Annotated in this window: 20 protein-coding genes; 11 read left to right on the plus strand and 9 right to left on the minus strand. The window is 63.2% G+C overall.

Annotation, left to right across the window (positions count from 1 at the left end):
- Positions 1-91: 91 nt before the first annotated feature.
- The 3 genes from PRZ03_RS18735 to PRZ03_RS18745 are packed head-to-tail and all read left to right on the plus strand — an operon-like array spanning position 92 to position 2,761.
- Entirely contained in the window at positions 92-1,228 is a 1,137-nt protein-coding gene (locus PRZ03_RS18735; RefSeq protein ID WP_273601793.1) for a sensor histidine kinase, read from the plus strand.
- Positions 1,225-1,956, plus strand: a complete 732-nt coding sequence (locus PRZ03_RS18740; RefSeq protein ID WP_273601794.1) for a hypothetical protein — start codon at positions 1,225-1,227, stop codon at positions 1,954-1,956. The genes PRZ03_RS18735 and PRZ03_RS18740 overlap by 4 nt, the downstream gene beginning before the upstream one ends.
- Before the next feature lie 25 nt (positions 1,957-1,981).
- A complete protein-coding gene (locus tag PRZ03_RS18745) occupies positions 1,982-2,761 on the plus strand; it encodes a LytR/AlgR family response regulator transcription factor (RefSeq protein WP_273601795.1) in 780 nt (259 codons plus the stop codon).
- An 18-nt stretch (positions 2,762-2,779) separates the two neighbouring features.
- Here the strand turns inward: PRZ03_RS18745 and PRZ03_RS18750 are convergent, their stop codons facing one another.
- Positions 2,780-3,478 (minus strand): ABC transporter ATP-binding protein, encoded by a 699-nt coding sequence (locus PRZ03_RS18750; RefSeq protein WP_273601796.1) that lies wholly within the window; start codon positions 3,476-3,478, stop codon positions 2,780-2,782.
- A gap of 32 nt (positions 3,479-3,510) precedes the next feature.
- Complete coding sequence (locus PRZ03_RS18755; protein WP_273601797.1) at positions 3,511-6,033, minus strand: ABC transporter permease; 2,523 nt, start codon at positions 6,031-6,033, stop codon at positions 3,511-3,513.
- 182 nt (positions 6,034-6,215) lie between these two features.
- On the opposite strand from PRZ03_RS18755, the gene PRZ03_RS18760 reads away from it, so the two are divergent.
- A complete protein-coding gene (locus tag PRZ03_RS18760; RefSeq protein WP_273601798.1) occupies positions 6,216-6,413 on the plus strand; it encodes an oxidoreductase-like domain-containing protein in 198 nt (65 codons plus the stop codon).
- A gap of 27 nt (positions 6,414-6,440) precedes the next feature.
- Positions 6,441-7,091, plus strand: coding sequence for a glutathione S-transferase family protein (locus PRZ03_RS18765; RefSeq protein ID WP_273601799.1), 651 nt, complete (start codon positions 6,441-6,443; stop codon positions 7,089-7,091).
- Between the two features lie 123 nt (positions 7,092-7,214).
- Here the strand turns inward: PRZ03_RS18765 and PRZ03_RS18770 are convergent, their stop codons facing one another.
- Positions 7,215-8,189 (minus strand): response regulator, encoded by a 975-nt coding sequence (locus tag PRZ03_RS18770; RefSeq protein WP_273601800.1) that lies wholly within the window; start codon positions 8,187-8,189, stop codon positions 7,215-7,217.
- Between the two features lie 308 nt (positions 8,190-8,497).
- Between PRZ03_RS18770 and PRZ03_RS18775 the strand changes: the two genes are divergently transcribed.
- Positions 8,498-9,694, plus strand: coding sequence for an NAD(P)/FAD-dependent oxidoreductase (locus PRZ03_RS18775; RefSeq protein ID WP_273601801.1), 1,197 nt, complete (start codon positions 8,498-8,500; stop codon positions 9,692-9,694).
- On the opposite strand, the gene PRZ03_RS18780 is transcribed toward PRZ03_RS18775, so the two are convergent.
- Both PRZ03_RS18780 and aat read right to left on the minus strand, forming a co-directional pair.
- Positions 9,634-10,389, minus strand: coding sequence for an arginyltransferase (locus tag PRZ03_RS18780; RefSeq protein WP_263532195.1), 756 nt, complete (start codon positions 10,387-10,389; stop codon positions 9,634-9,636). The genes PRZ03_RS18775 and PRZ03_RS18780 overlap by 61 nt on opposite strands.
- An 18-nt stretch (positions 10,390-10,407) precedes the next feature.
- Entirely contained in the window at positions 10,408-11,148 is a 741-nt protein-coding gene (gene aat / locus PRZ03_RS18785; RefSeq protein ID WP_409993978.1) for a leucyl/phenylalanyl-tRNA--protein transferase, read from the minus strand.
- A 53-nt stretch (positions 11,149-11,201) separates the two neighbouring features.
- On the opposite strand from aat, the gene PRZ03_RS18790 reads away from it, so the two are divergent.
- From PRZ03_RS18790 to PRZ03_RS18805, 4 genes are all read left to right on the plus strand, one after another.
- Entirely contained in the window at positions 11,202-11,561 is a 360-nt protein-coding gene (locus PRZ03_RS18790) for an ArsC family reductase (RefSeq protein ID WP_273601803.1), read from the plus strand.
- Between the two features lie 204 nt (positions 11,562-11,765).
- A complete protein-coding gene (locus PRZ03_RS18795) occupies positions 11,766-12,968 on the plus strand; it encodes an ammonium transporter (protein ID WP_263532198.1) in 1,203 nt (400 codons plus the stop codon).
- Positions 12,969-13,003: 35 nt separating this feature from the next.
- A complete protein-coding gene (locus PRZ03_RS18800) occupies positions 13,004-13,711 on the plus strand; it encodes a riboflavin synthase subunit alpha (RefSeq protein WP_273601804.1) in 708 nt (235 codons plus the stop codon).
- A gap of 148 nt (positions 13,712-13,859) precedes the next feature.
- Complete coding sequence (locus PRZ03_RS18805; RefSeq protein ID WP_273601805.1) at positions 13,860-14,336, plus strand: hypothetical protein; 477 nt, start codon at positions 13,860-13,862, stop codon at positions 14,334-14,336.
- Between the two features lie 39 nt (positions 14,337-14,375).
- On the opposite strand, the gene PRZ03_RS18810 is transcribed toward PRZ03_RS18805, so the two are convergent.
- The 3 genes from PRZ03_RS18810 to PRZ03_RS18820 all read right to left on the minus strand — a co-directional run bounded on the left by PRZ03_RS18810 (position 14,376) and on the right by PRZ03_RS18820 (position 22,651).
- Entirely contained in the window at positions 14,376-15,746 is a 1,371-nt protein-coding gene (locus PRZ03_RS18810; protein ID WP_273601806.1) for a DUF3422 family protein, read from the minus strand.
- A 214-nt stretch (positions 15,747-15,960) separates the two neighbouring features.
- Positions 15,961-20,802: an NAD-glutamate dehydrogenase gene (locus tag PRZ03_RS18815; protein ID WP_273601807.1), complete on the minus strand. Its 4,842-nt coding sequence runs from the start codon at positions 20,800-20,802 to the stop codon at positions 15,961-15,963.
- Between the two features lie 136 nt (positions 20,803-20,938).
- Positions 20,939-22,651 (minus strand): DUF885 domain-containing protein, encoded by a 1,713-nt coding sequence (locus PRZ03_RS18820; RefSeq protein ID WP_273601808.1) that lies wholly within the window; start codon positions 22,649-22,651, stop codon positions 20,939-20,941.
- 246 nt (positions 22,652-22,897) lie between these two features.
- On the opposite strand from PRZ03_RS18820, the gene PRZ03_RS18825 reads away from it, so the two are divergent.
- Complete coding sequence (locus PRZ03_RS18825; RefSeq protein WP_273601809.1) at positions 22,898-23,743, plus strand: type 2 periplasmic-binding domain-containing protein; 846 nt, start codon at positions 22,898-22,900, stop codon at positions 23,741-23,743.
- A 6-nt stretch (positions 23,744-23,749) separates the two neighbouring features.
- Here the strand turns inward: PRZ03_RS18825 and ilvD are convergent, their stop codons facing one another.
- On the minus strand, positions 23,750-25,429 hold the full coding sequence (gene ilvD, locus PRZ03_RS18830; protein ID WP_263532205.1) for a dihydroxy-acid dehydratase: 1,680 nt from the start codon (positions 25,427-25,429) through the stop codon (positions 23,750-23,752).
- Between the last annotated feature and the right edge of the window lie 91 nt (positions 25,430-25,520).

Genomic DNA, 25,520 nt, shown 5'->3' on the forward strand with positions numbered 1-25,520 from the left:
AGCGAGCAAGCGTGGATGCGGGTCCTAAGTCGCCCCAATCCATCCGTCAATCGCTCGCTCGCATAATGACGCTCCGCCTTGCCCTGCCTCGATGAAAAAAGCCTTTCTGTCGATCTTCAATCTGCGCGTGATCGCTGCCATGCTGGCGCTGAGTCTGCTCATGGCTTTGGCGCGGGCGCTGACTTGGTATTCAGACGAAGGCGCGGACGCAGGGGTGCGGCAATGGCTGCTCTTTGTCGCCTCTTATGCGGGCCTGGCGTTGTTGCCGGGCGTGCTTGTTTTGCTGAGCGCCGCCTGTGCCGAGGCCGCCTTGGCGGCTTGGCGCAAGCAGCATGCCATCGGGCCGCGAGGCGAATGGCTGCTTCGTGTGGGGCTGGTGGTGTCGGGTCTTGCTTTTGCCATGCTGCTGCGCTTGGCCTGGGTCAACTACAAGGCCCCTGAGGTGCCGATTTATTGGGGCTTTTTCTTGACGCGCTTGGCGCTCTACAGCTTGTTGGGCTGCATGGCTTATGCGGTGCTGATTGCGCGCATGAAAGACCGGCAGCTCCAAGAGAGCTTGGCGGCGGCCCGGCGCCAGAGCGAAGCCTTGCGCACGCAGCACATGGAAGCGCAGATGGTGGCCTTGAACGCGCAGATCGAGCCGCATTTTCTTTTCAACACCCTGGCGACCACCCGCCGCTTGTACGCGACGACGCCCGACCGGGGGCGCGACATGCTGGGCAGCTTGATCGCCTATTTGCGCGCAGCGCTGCCCGGCATGCGCGAGCAAATGTCGAGCTTGGGGCAGGAGCTGGAGCTGCTGCGCAACTACCTGCACATCCTTCAAATGCGCATGGGCGAGCGGCTGAGCTTTGAGATCACCGCCGAGCCCGGCTTGCTGGGCCTGCGCCTGCCGCCCTTGATGCTGGCCACCTTGGTGGAGAACGCCATCAAGCATGGGCTAGCGGCGCTGACCGAGGGTGGGCATCTGCAAATCAGCGCTCAAACCCTGGCCAGCGCTGATCGCAGCGAGGTGGTCTTGGAGGTGCGTGACAACGGGGTCGGCTTTGGCGCGAGCGCCGGCAGCGGCAGCGGCAACATAGGCGGTAGCGGCGTCGGCCTGGCCAACACCCGGGCCAGATTGCTGGCTTGCTTTGGCCCTAGCGCCAAATTGGAATTGGAGGCGCTGCAGCCCCGAGGCGTGTTGGCCCGGGTTCGCCTGCCGTTGCCACAGGGGGAGGTGCGGTGAGCAACGTTTCCTTGGCCATGGCTCATCTGCTGCGCAGTTGGCGATCCCTGCGCGGCCGTGAGTTGGCTTGTGCCTTGTTGGTGGCGCTCTATCTGGGGACCGAGAGTTTGGGTCCCATGCTGGACTTTGCCCCGGTCGCCCAGCCCTGGGCGCCGCTGGTCGTCGCCACGGCTCGGCTGTTGTTTCAAGCGCTGGTGTTTTTGCTGTGTTGGTTGCCGGCCGATCGCAGCGAATCTGCTGACCCGGCTGTTCGCACCCGACGGCTGGTCTTGGCGGTAGGGGTCGGGGCCGGCGCTGCGGCGGTCTTGTCAAACTTGGTTTTTCCGCTGCTCCTGCCTTGGCTGCTGGACCCCGCTACGTTGCGATTGGCCTGCAGTGTCTGCCAGGCTGAAAACCCTTTGCCTAAATCATGGGTCACTGTGCTGGGCGAGGCCTTGTATGTGGGGCTTGTGGGCGGTTTGCTGGTGGCGCTGGCCGAGATGCGCGCGCGCCGCCGAGCCAAGGACTTGGCGCTGCAGCGCTTGCTGGCTGAGCAGAGTCGTTACGCCGAGGCCGCGATGGCCGCCCGGCTTCGCGCCAAGATTGCTCAAGTTGACCCACAGCAGTTGTTTGATTCGCTGCTGTCGATTGAACAAGCCTACGCCCAAGGGCAGCCCCAAGCGCCGGCGCAATTGGATCAATTGATTGCGCGCTTGCGCAGCGCCATGAGCGCTGGCCGGCAAGCTTAAGTTGCAGCATTGATGGAGTTGAATGATGAGCCGGATCTATACCGCTGTGGTCGCCGAAGACGAGGCCACGCTCAGGCAAGAATTGATCGAGGCGCTGGGCCAAGTTTGGCCCGAACTGTGCATTCTGGGCGAAGCCGCCGACGGTATCGCGGCGCTGCGTTTGGTGGCCGAGCATCAGCCGGATGTCGTGTTTTTGGACATTCAGATGCCGGGTGCTACCGGGTTGGAAGTAGCCGCTCAGCTAGCTGGGCAGGGGCGCTCGCATATTGTTTTCGTGACGGCTTACGACCAGCACGCGATCGAGGCCTTCGACGCCGGCGCAGTGGACTATTTGCTCAAACCCCTGTCGGTGTCGCGCCTGTTCACCACCATCCGCCGCCTCAAAGAGCGCCTGCTGGGGGCCCCCGCAGAGTTGGGTCATGTGCTGAAAAAGCTGGCGCTCGGTCCGCCTGAGGCGCAGCCGAGTTCGCCTGCGCGAACACCGCTGCGCTGGATCAATGCGTCGGTCGGGCAGACGCTCAGGCTGCTGACCGTTGACGAGGTCTTGTACTTTCAGGCCGACACCAAATACACCCGCGTCGTAACGCGTGACGCCGAGGCCTTGATTCGCAAGCCGCTCAAAGAACTGGCGGAGGAGCTCGATGCCCATCAGTTCTGGCAAATCCATCGCTCGACGCTGGTCAATGTGGCGGCCATCGCCGGCGCCAGCCGAGACTTTCGCGGGCGCCTGCAATTGAAGCTGAAAGATAGACCCGAGTCGCTGCTGGTCGCCGAGAGCTATACGCATTTGTTCAAGCAGATGTGAGTGCGGTGTCAAGCGTCGTTATGCGCAGACCTGCGGCTCCAGCATCCGCCCCGCAGCCAGGCTGATCTGGCGCCCGCAGCGCGCCGCCAGCCCCTGGTCATGTGTGACCATCACCAGCGTGGAGCGATGCTCGCGGGTCAGGTCGAACATCAATTGCATCACGGCTGTTCCGGTGGCCGAGTCCAGACTGCCGGTCGGCTCATCGGCCATCAACAGCGCCGGCGCGGTGACAAAGGCGCGTGCCAGCGCCACCCGCTGCTGCTCACCGCCCGACAGGTATTTGGGGTAATGGCGCAGCCGGGCTGTCAGACCCACCCGGTCCAGCATCGCGCGCGCCTTCTCGCCGGCTGACTTGTCGCCACGCAACTCCAGCGGCAGCGCCACGTTTTCCAGCGCGTTGAGATGCGGCAAGAGCTGGAAAGACTGAAACACGAAGCCGAGCTTGTGCTTGCGCAGAATCGCCCGGCCGTCTTCGTCGAGTGCAAAGATGTCCTGACCTTCCAGCCAGACGCTGCCTTGGCTGGGGCTGTCCAGGCCGGCCAGCAGGCCCAGCAAGGTGGACTTGCCGGAGCCCGACGCCCCGAGCAAGGCGACGGTTTCGCCCGCTTGTACCGAGAACGAAATGTCTTGCAGAATCGTCAGCGCACCACCGGCATCGGGGACTTGTTTGCCTAGGTTCTTGACCGCAATCGTGGGCGTGGGCTTGTTGTGGGTCATGGCTTGAAGCAGTTGATGGAAAGAGTTACGGTCTAGACACCACGCAAGCTGAGCAGCGGTGCTTGTGTGAGGATCTTGCGCAGGCCCAGCCAGCCGCCCAGCACCGCGCAAACGGCGCCCAGGGCCAGGCCGGCCAGCCAGAGTTGTGGTGAGAGGCTCCATGCGAGGTGGAAAACAAATTTGGCCAACGCCCAGTTGATGGCCGCAGCGCCGCTCGCGGCGAGCAGGCCGGCCAGGCCGCCCATCAGCAGGTATTCGAGCCACTGCGCGCTGCGCAACTGCTGGCGCGTGGCGCCCAGGGTTCGCAACAGGGCCGCTTCTTGCATGCGCTGGTCTTGCGAGCCGGCCAGCGCCGCATACAGTACCGCCACGCCGGCAGCCAGCGTAAAGGCAAACAAGAACTCCACCGCCGCCGCGACCTGATCCAGCATCTCGCGCGCTTGTTGGAGCAGGGTGCCAAAGTCGAGCACGCTGAGGTTGGGGAATTCGTGCAGCAGCTCGGTGATCAACCGCTGCTCGCCGGCCGGCAAGAAGAAGTTCGTCAGATAGGTGCGGGGCAGATCGACGCTGCTGTCGGGCTTGAGCAAAAAGTCGAAGATCAGGCGCTGGAGCTGCACTTCGTCCTTGCGCAGGCTGGTGATGCTGGCGCTGTAAGTCTGGCCGGCTAACGCGAAACTCAGGCGGTCACCCAGTTTCAGCCCCAGCCGCTTGGCGATTTGCTCATCGACCGATACCTCGGCCTTGTTCGGCTCATCGGGTCCTTGCTGGTGCCAATGACCATCTGTGATTTTGCTGTTCGGCGGCAGCCGGGCGGTGTCGGACAGATCGAACTCCCGCTCGGCCAGCGCCTGCGCCTTGGCGTCGCTGAACTTGATGTCGGCGATATTTTTGCCGTTGATTTGCGCCAAATGGCCGCGCATCTGGCTTTGCAACTCGGGCGAGCCGATGCTGGCCAGCTTGGCGCTGATCGGGGCAACTTGCTGCGGCATGATGTTGAAGATCACATGGTTGGGGGCGTCGGCCGGCGTGCTGTCTTGCCAGGACTTGATCAAGTCATGGCGCACCAGGGTCAAGAGCAGCAAGGCCATCAAACCGATGGCCAAGGCGACGATCTGGGTCACGGTGGCGGCTGGTCGGCGCTGCAGCGCGGTGACGGCGAAGCGCCAGGTGGGCAGGGTGGGGAAGGCCCCCGCTGTCAGCTTGAGCGCCCGCAGGCTCAAGACCGCGGCAGCAGCGAAAAGCGCAAAGCCGAGCAGGAAGCCGACTACGCTCAAGCCGGCCAGTCGCACATCGCCGGTCTGCCACAGCAGCAGGCCGACAAAGGCCAGCAGGCCCAGGCCGTAGCTCGCCAGGGTCAACCCCTTCATCGGCAGCGGTTCTTGGCGCATCACGCTGACCAGCGGCACATGGCGCAGTTGCAGCAAAGGCGGTAGCGCAAAACCCAGCAGCAAGACCAGGCCGCTGGCCAGACATTGCAAGGCCGGCAGCCAGCTTGCTGCAGGCAGCTCCTTGCCGAGCAGTTTGCCCAGCCATTCCAACAACACGAAATGGCCGGCGAAACCGATGGCCACGCCGGCCGCGCTGCCGAGTAGGCCGACCAGCAGAAATTCGATAAAGAAGACGGCGCCGAGCTGGTTTTGCGTCAGGCCCAGCACGCGCAGCATCGCGCTGGCGTTCTGGTGGCGCAGCATGAAGCGGCGCGCCGCCATCGCCACCGCCACCGCTGCCAACAGCGCCGAGAGCAGGCTCACCAGGGCTAAAAATTGCTCACCCCGCTGCAGCACTGCGCCCAGTTGCGCGCGGCTGGAGGCCAGCGAATCGACCTGCAGCTTCTTCAGTTTGCGCGCCTCGGCCTTGGCTTGCAGCTCGGTCTTGAACGCCTCCACCGACGCGGGCGCGCCGGCCAGCAAGAGGCGGTAAATCACCAGCGAGGCCGGCCCGATCAACTGGGTGGCGGCCAGATCGGCCTGTGCAATCATCACCCGGGGCGCGAACCTGCGCATGGCGCCGCTGCTGTCGGGCTCACTGCTGATGATGCGCGTGACCCGAAAAGTCTTGTCGCCGAGTTGCAGCGGCTCACCCAGCTTGAGCTTGAGCTCGCTCAACACCAGCTCGTCGACCCAGGCGCTGCCCGGTGGCGGTGTAGCGGGCGTGTCGTGCATGGCCAGGCCGAACTCGGCGTGCTTCAAGCGGAGCTCGCCGCGCAGCGGGTAGCCGGCGCTGACCGCCTTGACCCCGACCAGGTGCGAGCGGGCGTCGGCGCCCTGGCCGGCCATAGCCACGCTGAGGGTTTCAATGGTTTGGGCCGCCTGCAGGCCGCGCTGCAGGGCGGCGGCCTGCCAATCGGGGCTGAGCGGCGTGTCGCTGGCGACGCGCAAGTCGGCGGCCAGCATCTGGCCCGCGTCGCGGTCCATGCCGGCCCGGATGCGGTCGACAAAAAAGCTCACCGAAGCGATCGCAGCGACCGACAGCGTCAACGCGATCAACAGGAACTGCAACTCACCGGCGCGCCAATCGCGCAGCGTCATCGAGAGGGAAAACTTGGGGGTGTTCATGGGCCTCCATCGGAACTGGGTGGTCCAATGTAGAAGGCCGGGCGCGGCCTGGCTGGGGGATTGCGACCAAGCACGCATTGCGCAGGACGAAATTGGCCAGGGCGGTCTGAAATTTATCCACGCCCGAAACGCAAAGCCCTGTGCCAGGCGTTTCAGACGGCGCTGGTGGACAATCTGCCGCCATGGATTTACCTCTTAATGCACTCGATAGCGACGCCATGCCCCAGCCGCCCTCAGCGGCGGACCTCGATGCCTGTTGCGGCAATGGCTGCGAGCCCTGCATCTTTGATTTGCACGACTTGGCCATGGACCAATACCGGCAGGACCTGCGTGCCTGGCGCGCCCGCCATACCGAGTCCGCCCAGGACCCTCAGCCTTAGCCCGCCGCGATCAAGAAAGACGCCGCTATGCCCATCACGCTTTACGACTGCGCCAGCGCGCCCAGCCCCCGCCGCGCCCGCATCTTGCTGGCCGAAAAAGGCATTACTCATGACACGGTCGAGATCGACTTGCGCCGTGGCGAGCAGATGGGCCAGGCCTATCGGCAGCTGAACCCGCAATGCACGGTGCCGGCGCTGCGCACCGACGAGGGCCTCATGCTGAGTGACAACGCGGCCATAACTGCCTATCTGGAAGCGCGTTTTCCGCAGCCGCCCTTGCTGGGCATCTCACCCGAAGAGAAGGCCGAAATCGCCAGTTGGAACTGGCGCATCGAGTTCGAGGGGCTGCTGGCCATTGCCGAAGCGCTGCGCAACTGCTCGCCCGCGATGGTCAATCGCGCGCTGCCCGGCCCGGTGGACTATGCGCAGATTCCCGAGCTGGCCCAACGTGGTTTGGCAAGAGTGCAGCAGTTCTTCACTGTCTTGAACGAGCGCTTGCAAGGCCGTGAATTCATCGCCACCGAGCGCTTCAGCGTGGCCGATATCAGCGCTGTCGTGGCGGTGGATTTCGCGCGCGTGCTGCGCATCAAACCCGATGAACTGAGCCAGCCCGATCTGTGTCGCTGGCGCTCGGCAATGGCGCAGCGAGCGACGATGGCGCTGCCGTCCAAGGCATAGCCAAGCCTATTTTTCGAACTTCAGCAAGTCGCTGGGCCGCACCTTGATAGCGCTCATGCATTCGCTTTTGGATTCGGTGAACCAGTGCGAGCATCAACGAACTGCTCCGCAAAATGCAAAGCTTTAGGCCAACAAGAAGCTCAGGCGCGCCTCGCCTTGAACGCCCATGCTGTTGACGCGCAACAAAAAGTCCGAGCGTCCCGCGTTGGTTTCGATCAGGCCGGCCAGCTTGTCTTGCGGCTGGCTGCTGACGCGGGCGGCGTTGAGCGCTGGGGCGTCGCTGGGGGAGCGTTTTTTCAGCAAGCCGGCCATTGAGCGCATAAAGCGCGATGCTTGCTCGATTTGCTTTTGGCTAGGTGTTTGCTGGTTGCGGCTGGCCTGCATCTCTTGCGCGCTGCAGCCGGCCGCCAGCCCGCCGATCAGCACGCAAGCGCTCAGATCCAGCAATCCGACAGCGTAGACGCCCTTGCGGCCTGCGCTGCCGTAAAGCGCAATCAGCTGCGGCGATTGTTGAACATAAGGCCCCTGTGTGTGGATGCGCTCCAACTCAAAGCCCCGCATGCCCAGGTGAGTGAACAGGGTTTGCTGCGTTTGCGCCAAGGACTCGATGGCAGGCAGCTGCGTCTGCGACTGAGCCTGGGCGGGCGGCGGCAACTCAGACCCCCGAGCCTCGCGGGGCTTGGCGCTGGGCCGGAGGAAGGAGCTGCGGCCCAGACCCAGCGCCACGGCGCTGCGCAAGGTACGGTCATCAAATGGCTTGTTGAGCAGGAACAAGGCGCCGTTGCTACGCGCCTGGGTTTGGCATTCGGCGGCCGTGTCGGTGGTGATGAAGCCCACGGCAATATGGTTGTGGCCGGTTTGCCGCAGTGTTTGCAGCATCTCGATGCCCGAGACGCCGGGCATATGCCAGTCCGACAGGACCAGGTCAGGTTTGAATGACGCCACCTTGTCGAGCGCATCGGCGCCGTCGTTGGCGGTTTGAAAAAGCAAGTCGCCCAACTCCTCGCATTCAAGCGTGCGGCGAATGATGGCCTGAATGGCCCGGCTGTCATCAACAATCAAGATGCGCTTACTTTTTGCGTTAGCAAAGGCGGACATCGGTGCTTCCCTCGTAGCCCTGTGATGACGTCGGGCCTGATCTTTACTGCGCTTGCTGAGCTCCCCGTGACCATGCCGCGTGTATCTGGTGCTGACGCGTGCTGGTTGATTGCCCTTGACAGCAGGGCTTGTTGGGAGCGCAGTTTCAGTGTTTCAAGATGGAGCATTCGCTGGAGTAGAGGTGCGAATACCTGCCAAATTAGACGTTAGGGTTTACGCGCGCAGCAGCTTGTGAAAAATTGCGCGCCCCGCCTCATCGCGGTCTAAGTGTTTACGCGAGCCCGACCGAGGAGCCGCACAATGTCGGGGTGGACGCAGCTATAGAAGAAGTCGATGCGGTGGTGATAGGTGCCGGTGTGGTGGGGCTGGCTGTCGCCCGCGCGCTGGCGCAGCAAGGCTTGGAGACCTTGCTGCTTGAGCGCGCCGAGCGCATAGGCAGCGGCGTGAGTTCGCGCAGCAGCGAGGTCATACACGCCGGCCTCTACTACCCGCCGGGCTCGCTCAAGGCGAGGCTGTGTGTGCAAGGGCGCGCGCTGCTGTACGACTATTGCGAATCGCATCAAGTCGCCCATCGATGCTGCGGCAAGCTGGTGGTGGCGACCGACGCCGCTCAAGTGAGCGCTTTGCAGCGCTTGATGCAAACGGCGCAGCGCAATGGGGTGCACGATCTGCGCTGGCTTGATGCCGCGCAGGCGAGCGCCCTGGAGCCGGCGCTGCGCTGTGAGGCTGCGCTGGCTTCGCCGTCCACCGGCATCATCGACAGCCACGGCCTGATGCTCGCCTTGCTGGGTGATTTTGAGTCGGCCGGCGGCGCCCTGGGCCTGTGCTCCACCGTGACCGGGCTGCGGCGCGTCGGCCAGGCCTGGCGCTTGCAAGTGCAAGCGGAAGGGGCCGAGATGAGCTTGCAGGCCGGCATCGTGGTCAACGCGGCCGGTCTGTGGGCGGCTGGCCTGACGCAGGCGATAGAAGGCCTTGCGCCGGCCCAGCAGGCCAAGGCTTACTTCAGCAAGGGCAGCTATTTCGCCCTGGCCGGTCCGGCGCCATTCAGCCGCCTAATCTACCCCATGCCACGAGACGATTGTTTGGGTGTGCACCTGACGCTGGATCTGGCCGGCGCGGCTCGCTTTGGGCCGGATGCACAGTGGCTGCAGGGCATCAGCGAGCCGGCGCAACTCGACTACGCGCTCGACCCGCGCCGGGCCGATGCCTTCTATGCTGATGTGCGGAGCTACTGGCCGGCCTTGCCGGACGGCGCGCTGCAGCCGGATTACAGCGGGGTGCGGCCCAAGATCCATGGCCCGGACGAGCCCGCGCCGGACTTCCGCATCGACGGGCCGGCCCAGCATGGCTTGCCTGGTTTGGTGAATCTATTGGGTATTGAGTCGCCCGGATTGACCAGCTGCCTGGCGCTGGCGCAAGAGGTCTTGGTGCGGCTGGCGGGGGATCAGGCTTGGTCGTCACCCGTGTCCACGCCATCCACCCAAGTGCCGCCCTGTAGCAACTGATAGGGCTTGAAGCCGGTTTTATAAGCCATCTTGGGGCTCTCGGCGATCCAGTAGCCCAGGTAGAGATGGCTCAGCTGCAGGTCTCGGGTTTGCTGAATCTGCCACAGCACGTTGTAGGTGCCATAACTGGTCTTTTCCTCGGGCTCGTAAAAGGTGTAGACGGCCGACAAGCCATCGCTGAGGATGTCCAAAATTGAGACCATCTTCAGCGCCAGCGAGCCATCTGGCTGCGGCTCGCGGAACTCCACCATGCGTGAATTGATGCGGCTTTGCAGCAAGAACTGCGTGTATTGATCGACGCTGTCGTGGTCCATGCCGCCGCCCGAGTGCCGACCGGTTTGGTAGCGCAAATAGAGTTCGTAATGCTCTTGGCTATAGCCCAGGCGCATCACCTTGGCTTGCAGATGGCGGTGTTGATGCCAGGCCCGGCGCTGGCTGCGGCTGGGCTTGAAGCTGGCGGCCGGCACCCGCATCGGCACGCAAGCCTTGCAGCCGTCGCAGTAAGGGCGGTAGGTGAACAGGCCGCTGCGCCGAAAGCCCGCCGCCACCAGGCCCGAATAGGCGTCGGCGTGAATCAAATGGCTGGGCGTGGCCACTTGCGAGCGAGCTTGCCGGTCGGGCAGGTAGCTGCAAGCGTAGGCGGCAGTCGCATAGAACTGCAGCTGCGCCAAGGGTAGTTCTTTGGGATGTGTCACGGCGTGGCTCGCAAGGGGCTAGTCTTGATCCAGCAAGGCCCAAAGGGCTGGATGATAGGCCCAGTTGCTTGGTGCTGCCTCGCTCACGGCTTGGCCCACATGTGCTTCAAACGCGCTGCGCGGCACTTCGGCCGCGCCCAGCGAGGCCAAGTGGCCAGTGTTTTGTTGGCAGTCTATCCAGGGGATGCCATGCTTGCGGCACAAGCAGACCAAGGCGGCGAGTGCAATCTTGGAGGCGTCGCTGCGGCGCATGAACATCGACTCGCCGAAGAACATACGGCCCAGATTGACGCCGTAAAGGCCGCCGACCAGTTCGCCGTCCATCCAAGTCTCGATGCTGTGAACTGCGCCCGATTGCTTTGCCCAGTCAAGATAGGCTGCCTGCATCTCGGGCAAGATCCAGGTGCCGGACTGGCCTTCGCGCGGCGCGCCGGCGCAGGCATTCAGCACTTCCGGCAAGGCGGAGTCAACGCGGATTTCGCAATTGGCCGAGCGTCTGAAATGGGCGATGGTTTTGCGCAGCGAGCGCGCGAGCTTGAAGTTCTGCGTTTGCAGCACCATGCGTGGGTCGGGCGCCCACCACAGCGGCGGCTGGCCGGCGCCATACCAAGGGAAGACGCCGCATGAATAGGCCGCGTGCAGGCGCTGAGGGCTCAAGTCTCCGCCGGCGGCGAGCAGGCCAGGGGCGTCCGAATCGGCGCCCAAGGCGCGCGCGCTGGGCGGAAATTCCAAAGAGTTGTCATCAAGCCAATCGATCATGCCTGCCATGGTAGCGTGTAGCCCAAGATGAACTTTCAACTGGCCTGCGCCCCATGATTACCCTTTTTGGAATTTCGAACTGCGACACCGTGAAGCGCGCGCGCGCCTGGCTCACTGAGCAGGGCTTGAGCTACGAATTTCATGACTTCAAAAAGGCCGGTGTGCCACCGGGCGACTTGGCCGCGTGGTGCGAGCAGCTCGGCTGGGAGCGGGTCTTGAACCGCGCCGGCACGACCTGGCGCAAGCTCGACGAAGCCACCCGCGCAGCGGTCGTTGACAGTGCCTCGGCACAAGCCTTGTTGCTCACCCAGCCCAGCGCCATCAAGCGCCCGGTCATGCGCTGGGCCGACGGGCGCCTGAGCGTGGGGTTTTCGGCCGAGCTGTTCATTAGCCATCTCAATAGCCAAGTTTGATCCTGTTTTGGTGCGTGTCGCCCCTTGTTTGTGCGTGTCACGATGAGTCAGCGCCACTTTTTGGTGTGAGTTGGCTTGATTTGGTGCGCGACAGTGAGCCAAAAGCGGGCATGTATCTTGCTGATCTGGTGCATTAATTCCCGAGTCGGTGCGCTGCACTCGGGATGCCGTGCTCAATGATTACCGCAGGACTCAGAGAACCCGATGGAGAACTTCAAACAAAGCGCTGATGCGCTGTTCATTCTGCTGGGCGCCATCATGGTGCTCGCCATGCATGCCGGCTTTGCTTTTCTGGAGCTTGGCACGGTGCGCAAGAAGAACCAGGTCAATGCGCTGGTGAAAATCTTGGTGGATTTTTGCGTGTCGACCGTCGCGTATTTTTTATTGGGCTACACGGTTGCTTATGGCAGCAACTTCTTCACCGGGGCCGAAACGTTGGCCCTGAAGAACGGCTATGAGCTGGTCAAGTTTTTCTTCTTGCTGACCTTCGCCGCGGCGATACCGGCGATTATTTCTGGCGGTATCGCCGAGCGGGCCCGCTTTGGCCCGCAGTTGGCCGCCACGGCCGTGATCGTCGGTTTGATCTACCCTTTGTTTGAGGGCGTGGCCTGGAATCAGGCATGGGGCCTGCAAGCCTGGTTGAAGGCTCAATTCGGCGCCGAATTTCATGACTTTGCCGGCAGCGTGGTGGTGCATGCGGTGGGTGGTTGGATAGGCTTGGCGGCCGTGTTGCTGCTGGGGCCGCGCTTGAATCGCTACCGCAAGGACGGCGCCATCAGCGCGCATCCGCCCTCCAGCATTCCCTTTTTGGCGCTGGGCGCCTGGGTGCTGACCGTGGGCTGGTTTGGCTTCAATGTGATGAGCGCACAAACGCTGGACAAGATGAGCGGCCTGGTGGCGGTGAACTCGCTGATGGCTATGGCCGGCGGAACCTTAGTGGCCGTCTTGCTGGGCCGCAATGACCCCGGATTTGCCTACAACGGCCCCTTGGCCGGTCTGGTTGCGGTGTGTGCGGGCTCCGACCTGATGCATCCGCTGGGCGCATTGATCGTCGGGGGTGTGGCCGGCGCCATCTTCGTCAAGATGTTCACCCTGACGCAGAACCGCTGGAAGATCGATGACGTGTTGGGCGTTTGGCCGCTGCACGGCTTGTGCGGCGCCTGGGGCGGTATTGCCGCCGGCATCTTCGGCCAGTCGGCGCTGGGCGGCCTGGGTGGGGTCAGCCTGGCGGCGCAGTTGCTGGGCACCTTGGCCGGTGTGGTCTGGGCTTTGCTCGGCGGCTTCACGGTGTATGGCTTGCTGCGGCACTTTGTCGGCCTGCGCCTGACGCGGGAAGAAGAATTCGACGGCGCCGATCTGTCCATCCACAAGATCGGCTCCACGCCGGAGCGTGAGGTCAGCTGGTAAGCTCCCGATCTTTCGGTTTCCAAGACCTTTCGCCCATGTTTACAGGCATTGTTCAGGCCGTCGCCAGCGTCGCGGCCATCACCGACCGGCCCGGCCTGCGCAGCTTTGCGCTGCAGTTTCCGCCCGGCTTTTGTGTCGGCCTCGAGATCGGCGCCAGCGTGTCTTGCGACGGCGTGTGCCTGACCGTCACGGCCTTGGGTCCGGGCGACCAAGCCAATTTTGACGTGATGCAGCAAAGCCTGAGTCTGACAACCTTGGCCGGCTTGAAGCAGGGCAGTTTGCTCAATGTTGAGCGCGCCGCGCGCGACGGCGCCGAGATTGGGGGCCACCCACTATCCGGCCATATCGATTTCATGGCGACGGTGGCGGCCGTGCGGCGCCCCGAAAACAATGTCTGTGTGCGCATCCAAGTACCACCGACCTGGATGCGCTATATCTTCGCCAAGGGTTATATCGCCATCAACGGCGCCAGCCTGACCGTCGCCGAGGCCGATCGCCAAGCCGGCTGGTTCGAGGTTTGGCTGATCCCCGAAACGCTGCGCATGACGACCTTTGGCGCCAAGGCCGAGGGTGATTTGCTCAATATCGAAATCGAGCGCCAGACGCAAGTCTTTGTGGATACCGTGCGGGCGGCGATCGACGAGCGGCTCGGCCCCTTGCTGCCGGCCCTGGAGAAGCTGCTGGCCGCCCAGGGCCAGAGCCTGGATGATCTGGGCCAGCCGCCACTCAAGCCGGTCGGCTAAGGCCAAAAATCGGCTTTGCTGAGCTGGATCAAGCCTGCGAAAAAAAAGCCGGCAATATTGAAGGAATAGGCGTTTCCTAGGGTTGTCCCGCATACACTGCCTGCCAATTGTTCGGGCCTTGTTGTAGCCGGTCCGGAAGAGGAAAACCATGGAACAGCCGACGACTCCGATTCAAGCGCTGCAGGCTTGGTTGGCCGCGCAGACACCAGGTGCCGCGCTGGCCGGTGTGCCGGTGGGCAGCTTGCTGACTCATTTTCTGCAAGCGCAGGCACAGGGTTTGCCGTCAGCCGGGCATGAGCTGCGCGTGCTGCAAGTGCTGGTCGATCATTGGCTCAAGCGCATGCACGCCGATATTGAGAGCTTCCCGCCCGGCGCCGTGGCGGTGCTGAGCGAGCAAAAAAAGCAATTGCTCAATATGCACAAAGCCTTGAGCGAATTGCAAAGCTGTTTGCAGGTCTTGCACTTGAGCCGGGCCAAATCGATCAAGCCCGCTGCTTCTGCTGCTCTGAGTGCTGCAAGCGCTGGACCGGCCCCGCGAGCCAGCGAGCGACCCAAGTCTTGGCAGTCCAGCCCGCTCAAGAAGCGGGACAAGGAGCGGGACAAGGCAAGTGCTCAAGTAGCTTGAGCCTGCGGCATGGGGCCACCCGGGTGCCGGGTTCAAGCATCAATCGCTGCCGTGCAATTTGGCGTGCAATTTTGTGTGCACGCGCCGCGTCGCGCGCCAGACGGACCAAAGCACCAGCGGTATCAAAACCCCCACCGCAATTTCAGGGTTGATGGGCAGGCCCGAGGACTTCAGCGCTTTGGCGCCGTAGAGCAAGAGGCTCACCACATAGTAGGAAATCGCCGCGATGGAGAGCCCCTCCACCGTGGTCTGCAGGTTCAGCTGCAAGTCCTGACCCCTCGTGAGCTTGGCCAGCAACTGATGGTTTTGCTGCTCGGTGGCGATGTCGACCCGGGTGCGCAAGAGTGCGCTGACGCGCTCGATGCGCTGCGATAAGGAGGCCAGCCTCTGCGCGGTGGCCGCGACCGTGGCAATCGCCGGCGAGAGCCGGCGCTGCATGAATTCCCCCAGGGTTTGCGTGCCCGGAATCGGCTTTTCGCGCAGTTCGGCAATGCGCTGGCGCACCAGCGTGTCGTAGGCCTGGGTCGCGGCGAAACGGTAGGCATGTTGGGCGGTGGCGCGTTCAACCCCCGCAGCGACATGGATCAAGGTGTCCAGCAGCTCGCTCTCGGACGCCTGCCTACCCTCGAGTTTGAGCGTCACCTCGGCCAAGCTGGCCTCGGCCTGCGCAAGCACCGGCGCAATGTCTTTGGCCACCGGCAGGCCGCGCAAGGCCATCAGGCGGTAGACCTCCAGCTCCAGCAAACGCTGAGAAATGCGGCCTGCGCGTGTCGGGCTGGTGCCGGGCGGCGCAATCACCAAGATGCGCTCAAAGCCGCTCGCTGCCAGGCGAAAATTGGTCACCACCACCGAGTGCCCGCCAGGCCCGGACTCTTCCGAGTTGCCCATCAACGAGGCCAGGACGGTGCGCCCGCCAAACCATTGCTGACCCAGGGCTCTTGCTTCATCGGGGTGGCTGATGTCATGTTCGAGCATGACTAGCTTGACGGCAGCCACCGTGCGCCCGGGCAGCGTGCGCAGCCAGTCGGCATCGACGCGCAAGGCCGACATCAGCTCCGGCTGCTGGCTGCCCAGGAGTGCCTGTTCGGGTAGCGGCTGCACGATCGCATAGCGGGTGAACTCGCTGTGGCGTTCCCATTTGACCGTGTGCCCGTCGCCGCGCAGCCGTAAAAAATTACCCTGCATCTCGTCCAGTTGCAAGCCTTCTTGGCCGGGCAGGCGGCGCAGGTGTTCGCACTCGGCTTCGCGGCTCACGCCCTCGTTGAGCACGGCCACGCTGATGATCAGGGCCGGCAAATGAATGCGCGCCGAGGGCCGGGCATGCACCTCGTTGTGAAGCAGATAACGCAGCCCATCATCGGGCGGCAGGATGGAGCGGGCGGCGGCGTTGGCGTCGGCTGAGTTGGGCATGGGGTTGGTCTTGGGCAAGAAAAAGGGGGCAAAAGCAGGAGGCATAAAGCAGACCAGCACTGAAAAGCGCTCATCGCCAGGCTGCCAACATGAGCGCGCCGGCTGGATAAGCCGGCGCGCAGGTTCATGTTTCTTGCTCTGCCCCTTGTCTTGCAAGGGACCCAAGCCGGATGTCAGCTTAACCCGATTTGCTCAAGTTAAGCTCAAGTGGAGTTCAAGCCAAGTTGCGCAGCTCGCGCAGTGCAACCGACAGCATGGCCAGATCCACCGCCTTGGCTTCGCTGAATTCGCCCAAGAGCTTGTGCGCGCGCTCCAGTGCATCTTGGTTGCGGGTGGTCCAGTTGCTGAGCAGTTCGGGCGCGGCTTGCCCTTCACCTTGCCCCAGCACATCCAAGGCGATAGCGCGTTGCAGACCGGACAGATCGTCGCCCAGCGCGGCCTTGGCCTGCGTCTGCCAATAGCTGTCTGCGGCCAAGGCATCGATCTGTTGGCGCAGGCGCTCCAGGCCGAGCTTCTGACCCAGCTTGGCGTGGACCTCGCAAACGACTTCCAGCGAATGCTGGGTGGCATCGGCGATCTCGGCAATATCGAGCGCGGCAAACAGCTCCTCGGCATGGCTGACGTCGCGCGCAATGTCGATCGGCACACCCGCCGCGACCCGCGCCGCAGCCCGCGCCGAGAGATCGTTGTGCTGAACCAAGGTGGTGCGCAAGACCTCTACTGCAGGTGCAAAGCGCTTGATCACCTGCTCCATCGGCTCGGCCAGGCGGCGCGAGCGCAGGAACCAGTTGGTGGCATGCGCGCCCAAGCGACCCAACTCGTCGATCATGTCGGCTTGCACCTCGTCTGCGACCTGATTGTCCAGCGCCTCAATCTTCAGCCACAGCGGCACATAGCCGAAGACCTCGCGAGTGGCCAGGTAGGCACGCACGATTTGCGCCGGTTTAGCGCCGCTGGATTCACTGAGCCGGTGCACAAAGGTAGCGCCGACACGGTTCAACATGCTGTTGAGCACGTGGGTGACGATGATTTCACGCTTGAGCGGATGGCGCGGGATGTAGGCGCCGAACTTCTCGCGCAGCAGCGCCGGGAAGTAACGCTCTACCGCCGTGCCAATCCAGCTGTCCTCAGGCAGATCGGAGCTCATCAACTCGTCGGACAACCACATCTTGCTATAAGCCAGTAACACCGCCATTTCGGGCGTGGTCAGGCCGACGCCGCGCGCCTTGCGTTCCTTGATCTGGTCATCGGTGGGCAAGAATTCGATCGCCCGGTTCAAGCGTCCAGCGCGCTCAAGGAAGCGGATAAAGCGCGCCTGCTGGTCAATCAGCGCCGCGCCCTGGCGGTTGGCGATCGACAGCGCTTGGGTCTGGAAGTAGTTGTCACGCAGCACCAGCGACGCCACCTCGTCCGTCATCTGCGGCAGCAAGGTGTTGCGCTGCTTCAGCGTCATCTCGCCGTCGCCCATGGCCAGACCCAGCAAGATCTTGATATTGACCTCATGGTCCGAGGTGTCCACGCCGGCCGAGTTGTCGATCGCATCGGTGTAGATGCGCACGCCGGCCAAGGCGGCCTCGACGCGCCCACGCTGCGTGCAGCCCAGGTTACCGCCTTCGCCGACCACCTTGCAGCGCAGCTCGGCGCCATTGATGCGCAAGGCATCGTTGGCGCGGTCGCCGACATCCGCGTGCACCTCGCTGCTGGCCTTGATATAGGTGCCAATGCCGCCGTTGTAGAGCAGGTCGACCGGCGCCTTCAAGATGGCACTGAGTAACTCGTTAGGGGCCAGGCGGTCGGCGCTGATGCCGAGCACGGCCTGTGCTTGCGGCGAGATCGGAATCGATTTTTCCGAGCGCGCCCAGACGCCACCGCCGGCTGAAATCAGCGCCGTTTCATAGTCGGCCCAGCTGGAGCGCGGCAGCTTGAACAGGCGTTCGCGCTCGGCAAACGAGGCTGCTGCGTCCGGGCTTGGGTCGATGAAGACATGGCGGTGATCAAAAGCGGCCACCAAGCGGATATGGGGTGACAGCAACATGCCGTTGCCGAACACATCGCCCGACATATCGCCGACGCCCACCACGGTGAACTCTTGGCTCTGCGTGTTGATGCCGATCTCGCGGAAATGGCGCTTGACCGATTCCCAGGCACCGCGTGCGGTGATGCCCATGGCCTTGTGGTCATAGCCAACACTGCCGCCCGAGGCGAAGGCGTCGCCCAGCCAATGGCCATACTCCAGACTGACGGTGTTGGCGTAGTCGGAGAAGGTGGCGGTGCCCTTGTCGGCCGCGACCACCAGGTAGGGGTCATCCTCATCCAGACGCACGACCTGCGGCGGCGGCACGACCTGACCCCCCGCATAGTTGTCGGTCAGGTCCAGCAGCGCACGCAAATAGTCCTGGTAGCAGCTGATGCCTTCTTTCATGAAGGCTTCGCGATCAGACTGTGGCGGGGCCTTTTTCAATACAAAGCCGCCCTTGCTGCCCACGGGCACGATGACAGTGTTCTTGACCATCTGCGCCTTAACCAGGCCCAGCACTTCGGTGCGGAAGTCTTCCGGCCGGTCCGACCAGCGCAAGCCGCCACGGGCGACCTTGCCGCCGCGCAAATGGATGCCTTCAAAGCGCGGCGAGTAGACCGAAATTTCGTACAGCGGACGCGGCTCCGGCAGGCCGGGGATCTTGGCCGAATCGAGCTTGAAGCTCAAGAAACTGCGGCGCGGGCCGGCCGCACCGCTGTGGCCGACGCCGGTGCGCCAGAAGTTGGTGCGCAGCGTGGCCTGCATCAAGGCCAGCAGTTGGCGCAAGACGCGGTCTTCTTGCAGATTGCTGACCTTCTCCAGCGCCTTCTCAATCCCGTTGACTTGGGCGTTAGCGCCCAGCTCATCATGGGCTGCGGGGTCAAAGCGCAGCTTGAACAGCGTCACCAACATGCGCGCGATGCGGGGGTGCGCGGCCAGGGTGGCTTCGATGGTGGCTTGTGAGAGCGCAAAACCGATCTGGCGCAAATACTTGGCATAGGCACGCAGCACGACGATTTCGTCGTTGGCAAGGCCTGCGCGCAGCACCAAACGGTTGAAGTCGTCGTTCTCGACCTCGCCGCGGAAGACGCGCGCAAAAGTGTCCTCGAACAAGCGGGCCAAGGCCTCGGGCTCGATCTCATCCGACACCGCTGCCTGCAGCTCGAAGTCATGCAGCGACACGCTATTGCCTTGGCCGGCCGGGGCCGAGGCGTCGAGGATGCGGTGGTTGTGTTCGCCCAGCACGCGCACGCCCATATGCTCCAGCATCGGCAGGCTGTCGGACAAGACCACCGCCTGACCCAGGCGATAGACCTTGAAGCCCAGCGTGCCCGGCTCGGCGCCAAAGGGGCGGTACAGGGCCAGCGCCAGCGGCGCCTCTGGGCTCAGGCTGGCGAGCTTGACGACGTCGGGCACGGCCGCGCGCGCGCTGATGCGCTCGCGGTAGCCGGCGGGGAAGCCAGCTGCCCAGCGCTTGAACAGCTCCAAGCCGCGCGCTTCGCCTTCGGCATCAACCAAGGCCTCGCGCAGGTCATCATCCCAGCGCCTTGCCGCAGCCGTCAGCTTGGCCTCGACATCCTTGCAATCAAACACAGGCACCTGGCCCGGCGTCGTGCGCACGGTGAAATGGATGCGCGCCAAGACCGCGTCGCTCAACTGCACATCAAACTCGGCGCTGCTGCCGCTGAAGACCTGCATCAGAATGGCCTGGAACTTGATCCGCATATCGGTCGAGTAGGCCTCGCGCGGCACATAGACCAAGCAGGAGAAGAAGCGGTCAAAGGGGTCGCGGCAAACGAACAGACGAAGGCGCTGGCGCTCACCCAAGGCGAGGATGCCCAGCGCGGTTTCGTACAGCTCGTCGTTGGAGATTTGGTAGAGGTCGTCGCGCGGATAAGTCTCCAGAATATGCTGCAAAGCTTTGGCTAAATGGCCGCCCGCAGGCAAGCCGGCGCGCTGTGTGATGGCGCCGACGCGGCCGCGCAGCAGCGGGGTCTCGGAGACGCGCGCGCTGTAGGCGGTGGAGGTAAACAAGCCGATGAAACGGTGCTCGCCGGTTACTTCGCCGGCCGCGTTGTAACGCTTGATGCCAACGTAGTCGGTGTAGCCTGCGCGGTGCACGGTGGAGCGGGTATTGGCCTTGGTGATGACCAGCAAGGGCGAGGGCGCACGTGCGAGGGCGCGGGCATTGGCGGGCAACATCGAGAAGCTGCTGGAGAGCTTTTCCTCCGACGTTTCTCTCAGCAGGCCCAGGCCGCTGCCGGAAATCAGGCGCAAGGCGTCCGCACCAGCTTCGCTGACCAACTCGTGGCAGCGGTAGCCCAGCAGGGTCATGTGGTCGTCGGCCAGCCAATGCAAAAAGGCCAGGCTTTCCTGGACTTCGGCTTTGTCCAGGGCAGCCGGTGCTTGCTCAAGCTCTGTGATGGCCGCGTGCAAGGCGCCGACCATGGGCTTCCAGTCCTGCACGGCCGCGCGCACGTCGCCGAGCACACGCTCGATGCCTGCCAGCAATTCATGGCGCTGCCCGGCATCGATGATGCGGTCAACCTCGATATGCATCCAGGACTCGCGCTTGAGCCCCGGCGCGTCAGCCGCCTCGCTGCGTGGGCGAATGGCCAGCAGTTGGCCGTCGGCGTCGCGCTCCACGCCAAAAATCGGATGCACGATCAGGTGCAAGGTTAGGCCTTGGCGGTTGATCTCGATGGTCGTGGTGTCGACCAAAAACGGCATATCGTCATTGATGATGTCGATCACCGAATGGCGCGAGGCCCAGCCGTTGTCGGCGACGCTGGGGCTCAAGACCCGCGCCAGGGTCTGGCCCGGCTGGCGCTTGGCGCCGAACTGCAGATGCGAGAGCAGGGCGCCCAGCAGGTCTTCGGGTGTGCGGGCCAGCAGGTCTTCGGTGTCGACGCGGCGGAAATACTCGCGCCCGAAGCTTTCTATCATCGCCGCTTGTTCGGGCGTTTTTTGACGCGTGGCGGCCAGCGCCAGCACCGCATCGATCCGTTCGCTCTGTAGGGCGTTGAGAGGTTCAGTCATTGCTTGTCTCCTAGGAATCAGTAAGGCCGTGGGCTCGTGGCCATGCTCAGCTTGTGCCCGGCAGTGTGCCTCAGGCGGCAGGCGCCAAAGGGTCTGGCTGTCTGAAAAACCCCTCTATATGCATTTTCTGCATTGCCTATGTACTTCGGCAATGTTGCCCGGCAATCCAGGCGTCCACCTTGCGGTCCAGCAGATCCAGCGGCAGTGCGCCGCCATCAAGCAGCATGTCGTGATAGGCCCGGACATCGAATTCTTGAGCCAGCGCCGTCTCGGCACGAGCCCGCATCGCCAGCACCCGCAGCTGGCCAATCTTGTAGGACAGCGCTTGGCCCGGCCAGCCGATGTAACGGTCTACTTCGTTGACGATATCGACCTCGGTCTTGGCCGCATTGGCGCGGAAGTAGTCAATTGCCTGCTTGCGCGTCCAGCGTTTGGCGTGCAAGCCGGTGTCCACCACCAAACGGACCGCCCGCCACATGTCATAGGTTAGCTGGCCAAAATGTGAATAGGGGTCTTGGTAGAGCCCCAGCTCGAAACCGAGCTTTTCGGCATACAGCGCCCAGCCTTCGAGATAAGCGTTGTAGCCGGCAAAGCGGCGGAATTTGGGTAAGTTTTGCTGCTCTTGCGCCAAGGCAATCTGCAAGTGGTGTCCAGGCATCGCCTCATGGGCGGTCAGCACCTCGATCTCGTAGATAGGCCGCATCTCGGGGCGGTAAAGATTGACGTAGTAATAACCGGCGCGTCGGCCGTCGTCGGACGGGCCGCTGTAATAAGCGGCAGTGGTGTTGGGCGCGCTGGTAGCGGGAATAGCGCGTACACCGTAGGGCGTGCGCGGCAGTTTGCCGAAGAGTTTGGGTAACTCCGGTTCGATCTTCTTGGCCGCCAACACGTAGGCGGTGAATAGCTCTTGCTCGCTCTTGCAATAGAACTTGGGGTCGCTGCGCAGATGCTCGAAGAACTCGGCCTTGCTGCCGCCGAACTTGAGCTGATCCATCACCGCTTGCATTTCGCGGTGGATGCGTGCAACTTCATCCAAGCCGATCTGGTGGATCTGCTCGGCGTCCAGCGTGGTGGTGGTGTGAAAAGCGATGCGGTTGGCGTAATAGGCCGCACCGTCTGGGCTATCCCAAATGCCGACCGTCTCGCGACAGGCGGGCAAATAGACCGCGGCAAAAAACTGCCTGAACTGCCGGTAAGCCGGCACGACTTGCTCGCCGATGATCTGACGCGCCGCTTCCTCGAGCCGCGCTGTTTCGACGGCGCCGATGCGAGGCGGCATTTGTCTGAAGGCGCTGAAGAAGGGGCTTTGCTCAGGGGCGTCCACCACTTGCAAATCTAGCTGCGGCATCACGCGCTGCATCAAGAGGCGGGGCTGCGTGCGGCCGCTACTGGCCGCGTCGCTCAGAAGCGCTTCGTACTGAGCGAGGTAGGCGGGCAGGCCGCGCATGCGTTGCAGCCAGATCTCGAAATCCGCTGCCGTGTCCAGCGGCATGAATTCCGCAATTTCATTTAGCGACTGCGGCCCCTCACGCGCAGAAATTGCCCAGGCCAGCGGCTGAAAAGCTGCAACGGCCAAACGGGCCTGCAATTCGTACTTGAAGAGCTGGGCGTTCAGCTGCTCCTCGGTTGGCAAACCGGCCTCCACCAAGGCATCTAGCTCGGCAAGCGCAGCTTGATTGGCGGTGGTGATGCGGGCTTGTGCGGTGGGGCTCAAATCCGGCCACAAGGCATTGAAGCGCGCATCGCCGATGTAACTCGCCTGCAGCGGGTTCTCCGCCAACTCGCGTTCCCAACAAGCATCAAACAAGGCGTGCAGGCGCTGCACCGAGGGGCTCAAGGTTTGGGTCATATTGAACGGGCCTTGACGGCGCGTGTTGGGTTGTTTTTGGCTGAATGACGCCTGCGCATTCTTGCCCATTTGTGCGTGGCAAAGCCGCCGGCTTGGGAAAACCCTCGGTGCATTGCGTCCTGCCGCGCCTATGGCCTGATCTAGACTCAGTCCATGCATGAAGACTTCGAGCCCCGACTTGTGAGCCGCCGGCTGGCGCTCACTGCCACTGTGGCCTCTGTCGCCACCTTGTATGCAGCGCCATGCATGGCAGCCACCAAGGGCGAGCCGGTGACGGTCAAGCACGATATGCAGCCTCTGCAAGGGGAGGCCGATTCTTTTCCCTTGGCGGTGCTGACCCTGTTGATGGACAAGACCATTGCCAGCTACGGCCCCTATCAATTTGAAGCGCTGCCGCCGCGCGACAGCATCACCCAGAGTCGCACGATGTTGGAGTTGCGTGCGGGCAGTTTGGATGTGGTGGCCAGCATGAACTCGCTAGCGCGTGAGGCCGACGGCATCCAGGTGCGCGGCTGTCTGAGGCGTGGCTTGAATGGCTTGCGCTTGCCGGTCTGCTTGGCCAGCCGGCAGGCCGAGCTTGAGGGCATCAAGGACTTGGCGCAGGCCAAAAAACTACGCGTCGCGCAGGTCTCGCATTGGCCCGACGCCACGGTGCTGGAGCGCAATGCCTGGCCGGTGCAGCGGATTCAGAGGCTCGGCGTTTTCGATGCGATGTTGGAGCTGGGGCGCTTCGATGTTTTTCTGCTGGCCTCGGATGAGGCTTTCGGCATCGTGCAGGCCCTGCCCAAACTGGTGGTGCTCAAGCAATGGCTGGTGGCCTACCCGTCCACCTTTGCCTTTATGGTCAACCATGCGCGGCCCGAACTGGCCGAACGCCTGCGCCATGGCTGGAAGCTGGTGCAAGCCGACGGCAGCTTTGAGGCCTTGCACGACAAGGCAGTGGGTTGGCAAGTCAGGCAGGCGCAGCTGGCCGAGCGGCGCTGGCTGATCCTGAACAACCCGGACCAGCCGCCGCCGGCACTGCAGCAAGATGCCAAGCTCTGGCATCCGCTGGTGCGGCAGCGCTTGATCGAGCCTTTGTTGAAGGGCTGAGCTTCGTTACAGCAAGTCAAGCACCGCGCCTGAACTGGCGCTCGATGCGTTCTTGGCGAACTTGGCCATCACGCCGCGGGTGTAGCGCGGTGCCGGCGCCACCCAGGCCGCGCGGCGACGTGCCAGCTCTTCCTCGCTGACGTGCAGTTCCAGCAGCAGCTTGTGCGCGTCGATGGTGATGCGGTCACCTTCTTGCACCAGCGCAATCACGCCGCCTGCGTAGGCTTCGGGCGCGACATGGCCGACCACCATGCCCCAAGTGCCGCCGGAGAAGCGCCCGTCGGTGATCAAGCCAACGCTTTCGCCCAGACCTTGGCCGATCAAGGCGCCTGTCGGGGCCAGCATTTCCGGCATGCCGGGGCCGCCTTTGGGGCCCAAATAGCGCAAGACCATCACATCACCGGCGACGATTTTCTCGGCCATGATGGCGGCCAGCGCTGACTGCTCGTCCTCGAACACGCGCGCCGGCCCGCTCATCACCGGGTTCTTGAGGCCGGTAATCTTGGCGACGCAGCCTTCGGGCGATAGATTGCCCTTCAGGATCGCCAGATGACCTTCGGCATAAATCGGGTTGGTGACCGGGCGGATGACTGTTTGGTCGGCGCGCAAGTCCGGTACGTCGGCCAGGTTCTCGGCCACGGTCTTGCCGGTGATGGTCATCGCGTCGCCATGCAGCAGGCCGTGCTTGAGCAACTCCTTCATCACCGCCGGGATGCCGCCAGCATGGTGCAAGTCAATGGCGAGGAATTGGCCGCTGGGCTTCAAATCGCACAGCACCGGCGTTTTGCGGCGCATGCGCTCGAAGTCGTCGATGCTCCATTCGACTTCGGCTGCATGGGCGATGGCCAAGAAATGCAAGACCGCGTTGGTCGAGCCGCCGGTCGCCATGATGACGGCCACGGCGTTCTCGATCGCTTTCTTGGTCACGATATCGCGCGGCTTCAGATCCTTCTTGACCGCCTCAACCAAGACGGCCGCTGCCTTCTTGACGTTCTCGGTCACCTCGTCTTCGACGTTAGCCATGGTTGACGAGTAGGGCAGGCTCATGCCGAGCGCCTCGAAAGACGAGCTCATGGTGTTGGCCGTGTACATGCCGCCGCAAGAGCCGCTGCCGGGGATGGCGCGCTTCTCGATCTGGCAGAAATCTTCCTCGCTCATCTTGCCGGCCGAGAACTGGCCGACCGCCTCGAACACGCTGACGATATTGAGATCCTGGCCCTTGTACTTGCCCGGCAGAATCGTGCCGCCGTAGACATACAAGGCCGGCACATTGGCGCGCAACATGCCCATCATGCCGCCGGGCATATTCTTGTCGCAGCCGCCAATCACCATCACGCCGTCCATCCATTGGCCGCCGACGCATGTCTCCACGCAGTCGGAGATCACTTCGCGCGAGACCAGGCTGTACTTCATGCCTTCGGTGCCCATGGCCATGCCGTCCGAGATCGTCGGTGTGCCGAAAACCTGCGGGTTGGCGCCGGCTGCTTTGAGGCCAATCACGGCTGCGTCGGCCAGCTTTTGCAAGCCGGAGTTGCAGGGCGTGATGGTCGAGTGGCCGTTGGCAATGCCGATCATCGGCTTGCCGAAGTCGCTTTCCTGGTAGCCCATGCCGTAATACATGGAACGGTTCGGCGCACGGGCTACGCCCTCGGTGATGTTCTTGGAGCGGCGGTTGGCAGCGGTCATGAGCGTGGTCTCCGGTTCTTGAAAAGCTGGGATGCTGGCAGTATGCGTTGGCGTTGCCTGTTGTTCAAATATATTATTCACTTCTGATTAA

The organism is Roseateles albus (genome assembly GCF_028595345.1).
GTDB lineage: Bacteria > Pseudomonadota > Gammaproteobacteria > Burkholderiales > Burkholderiaceae_C > Paucibacter_A > Paucibacter_A albus.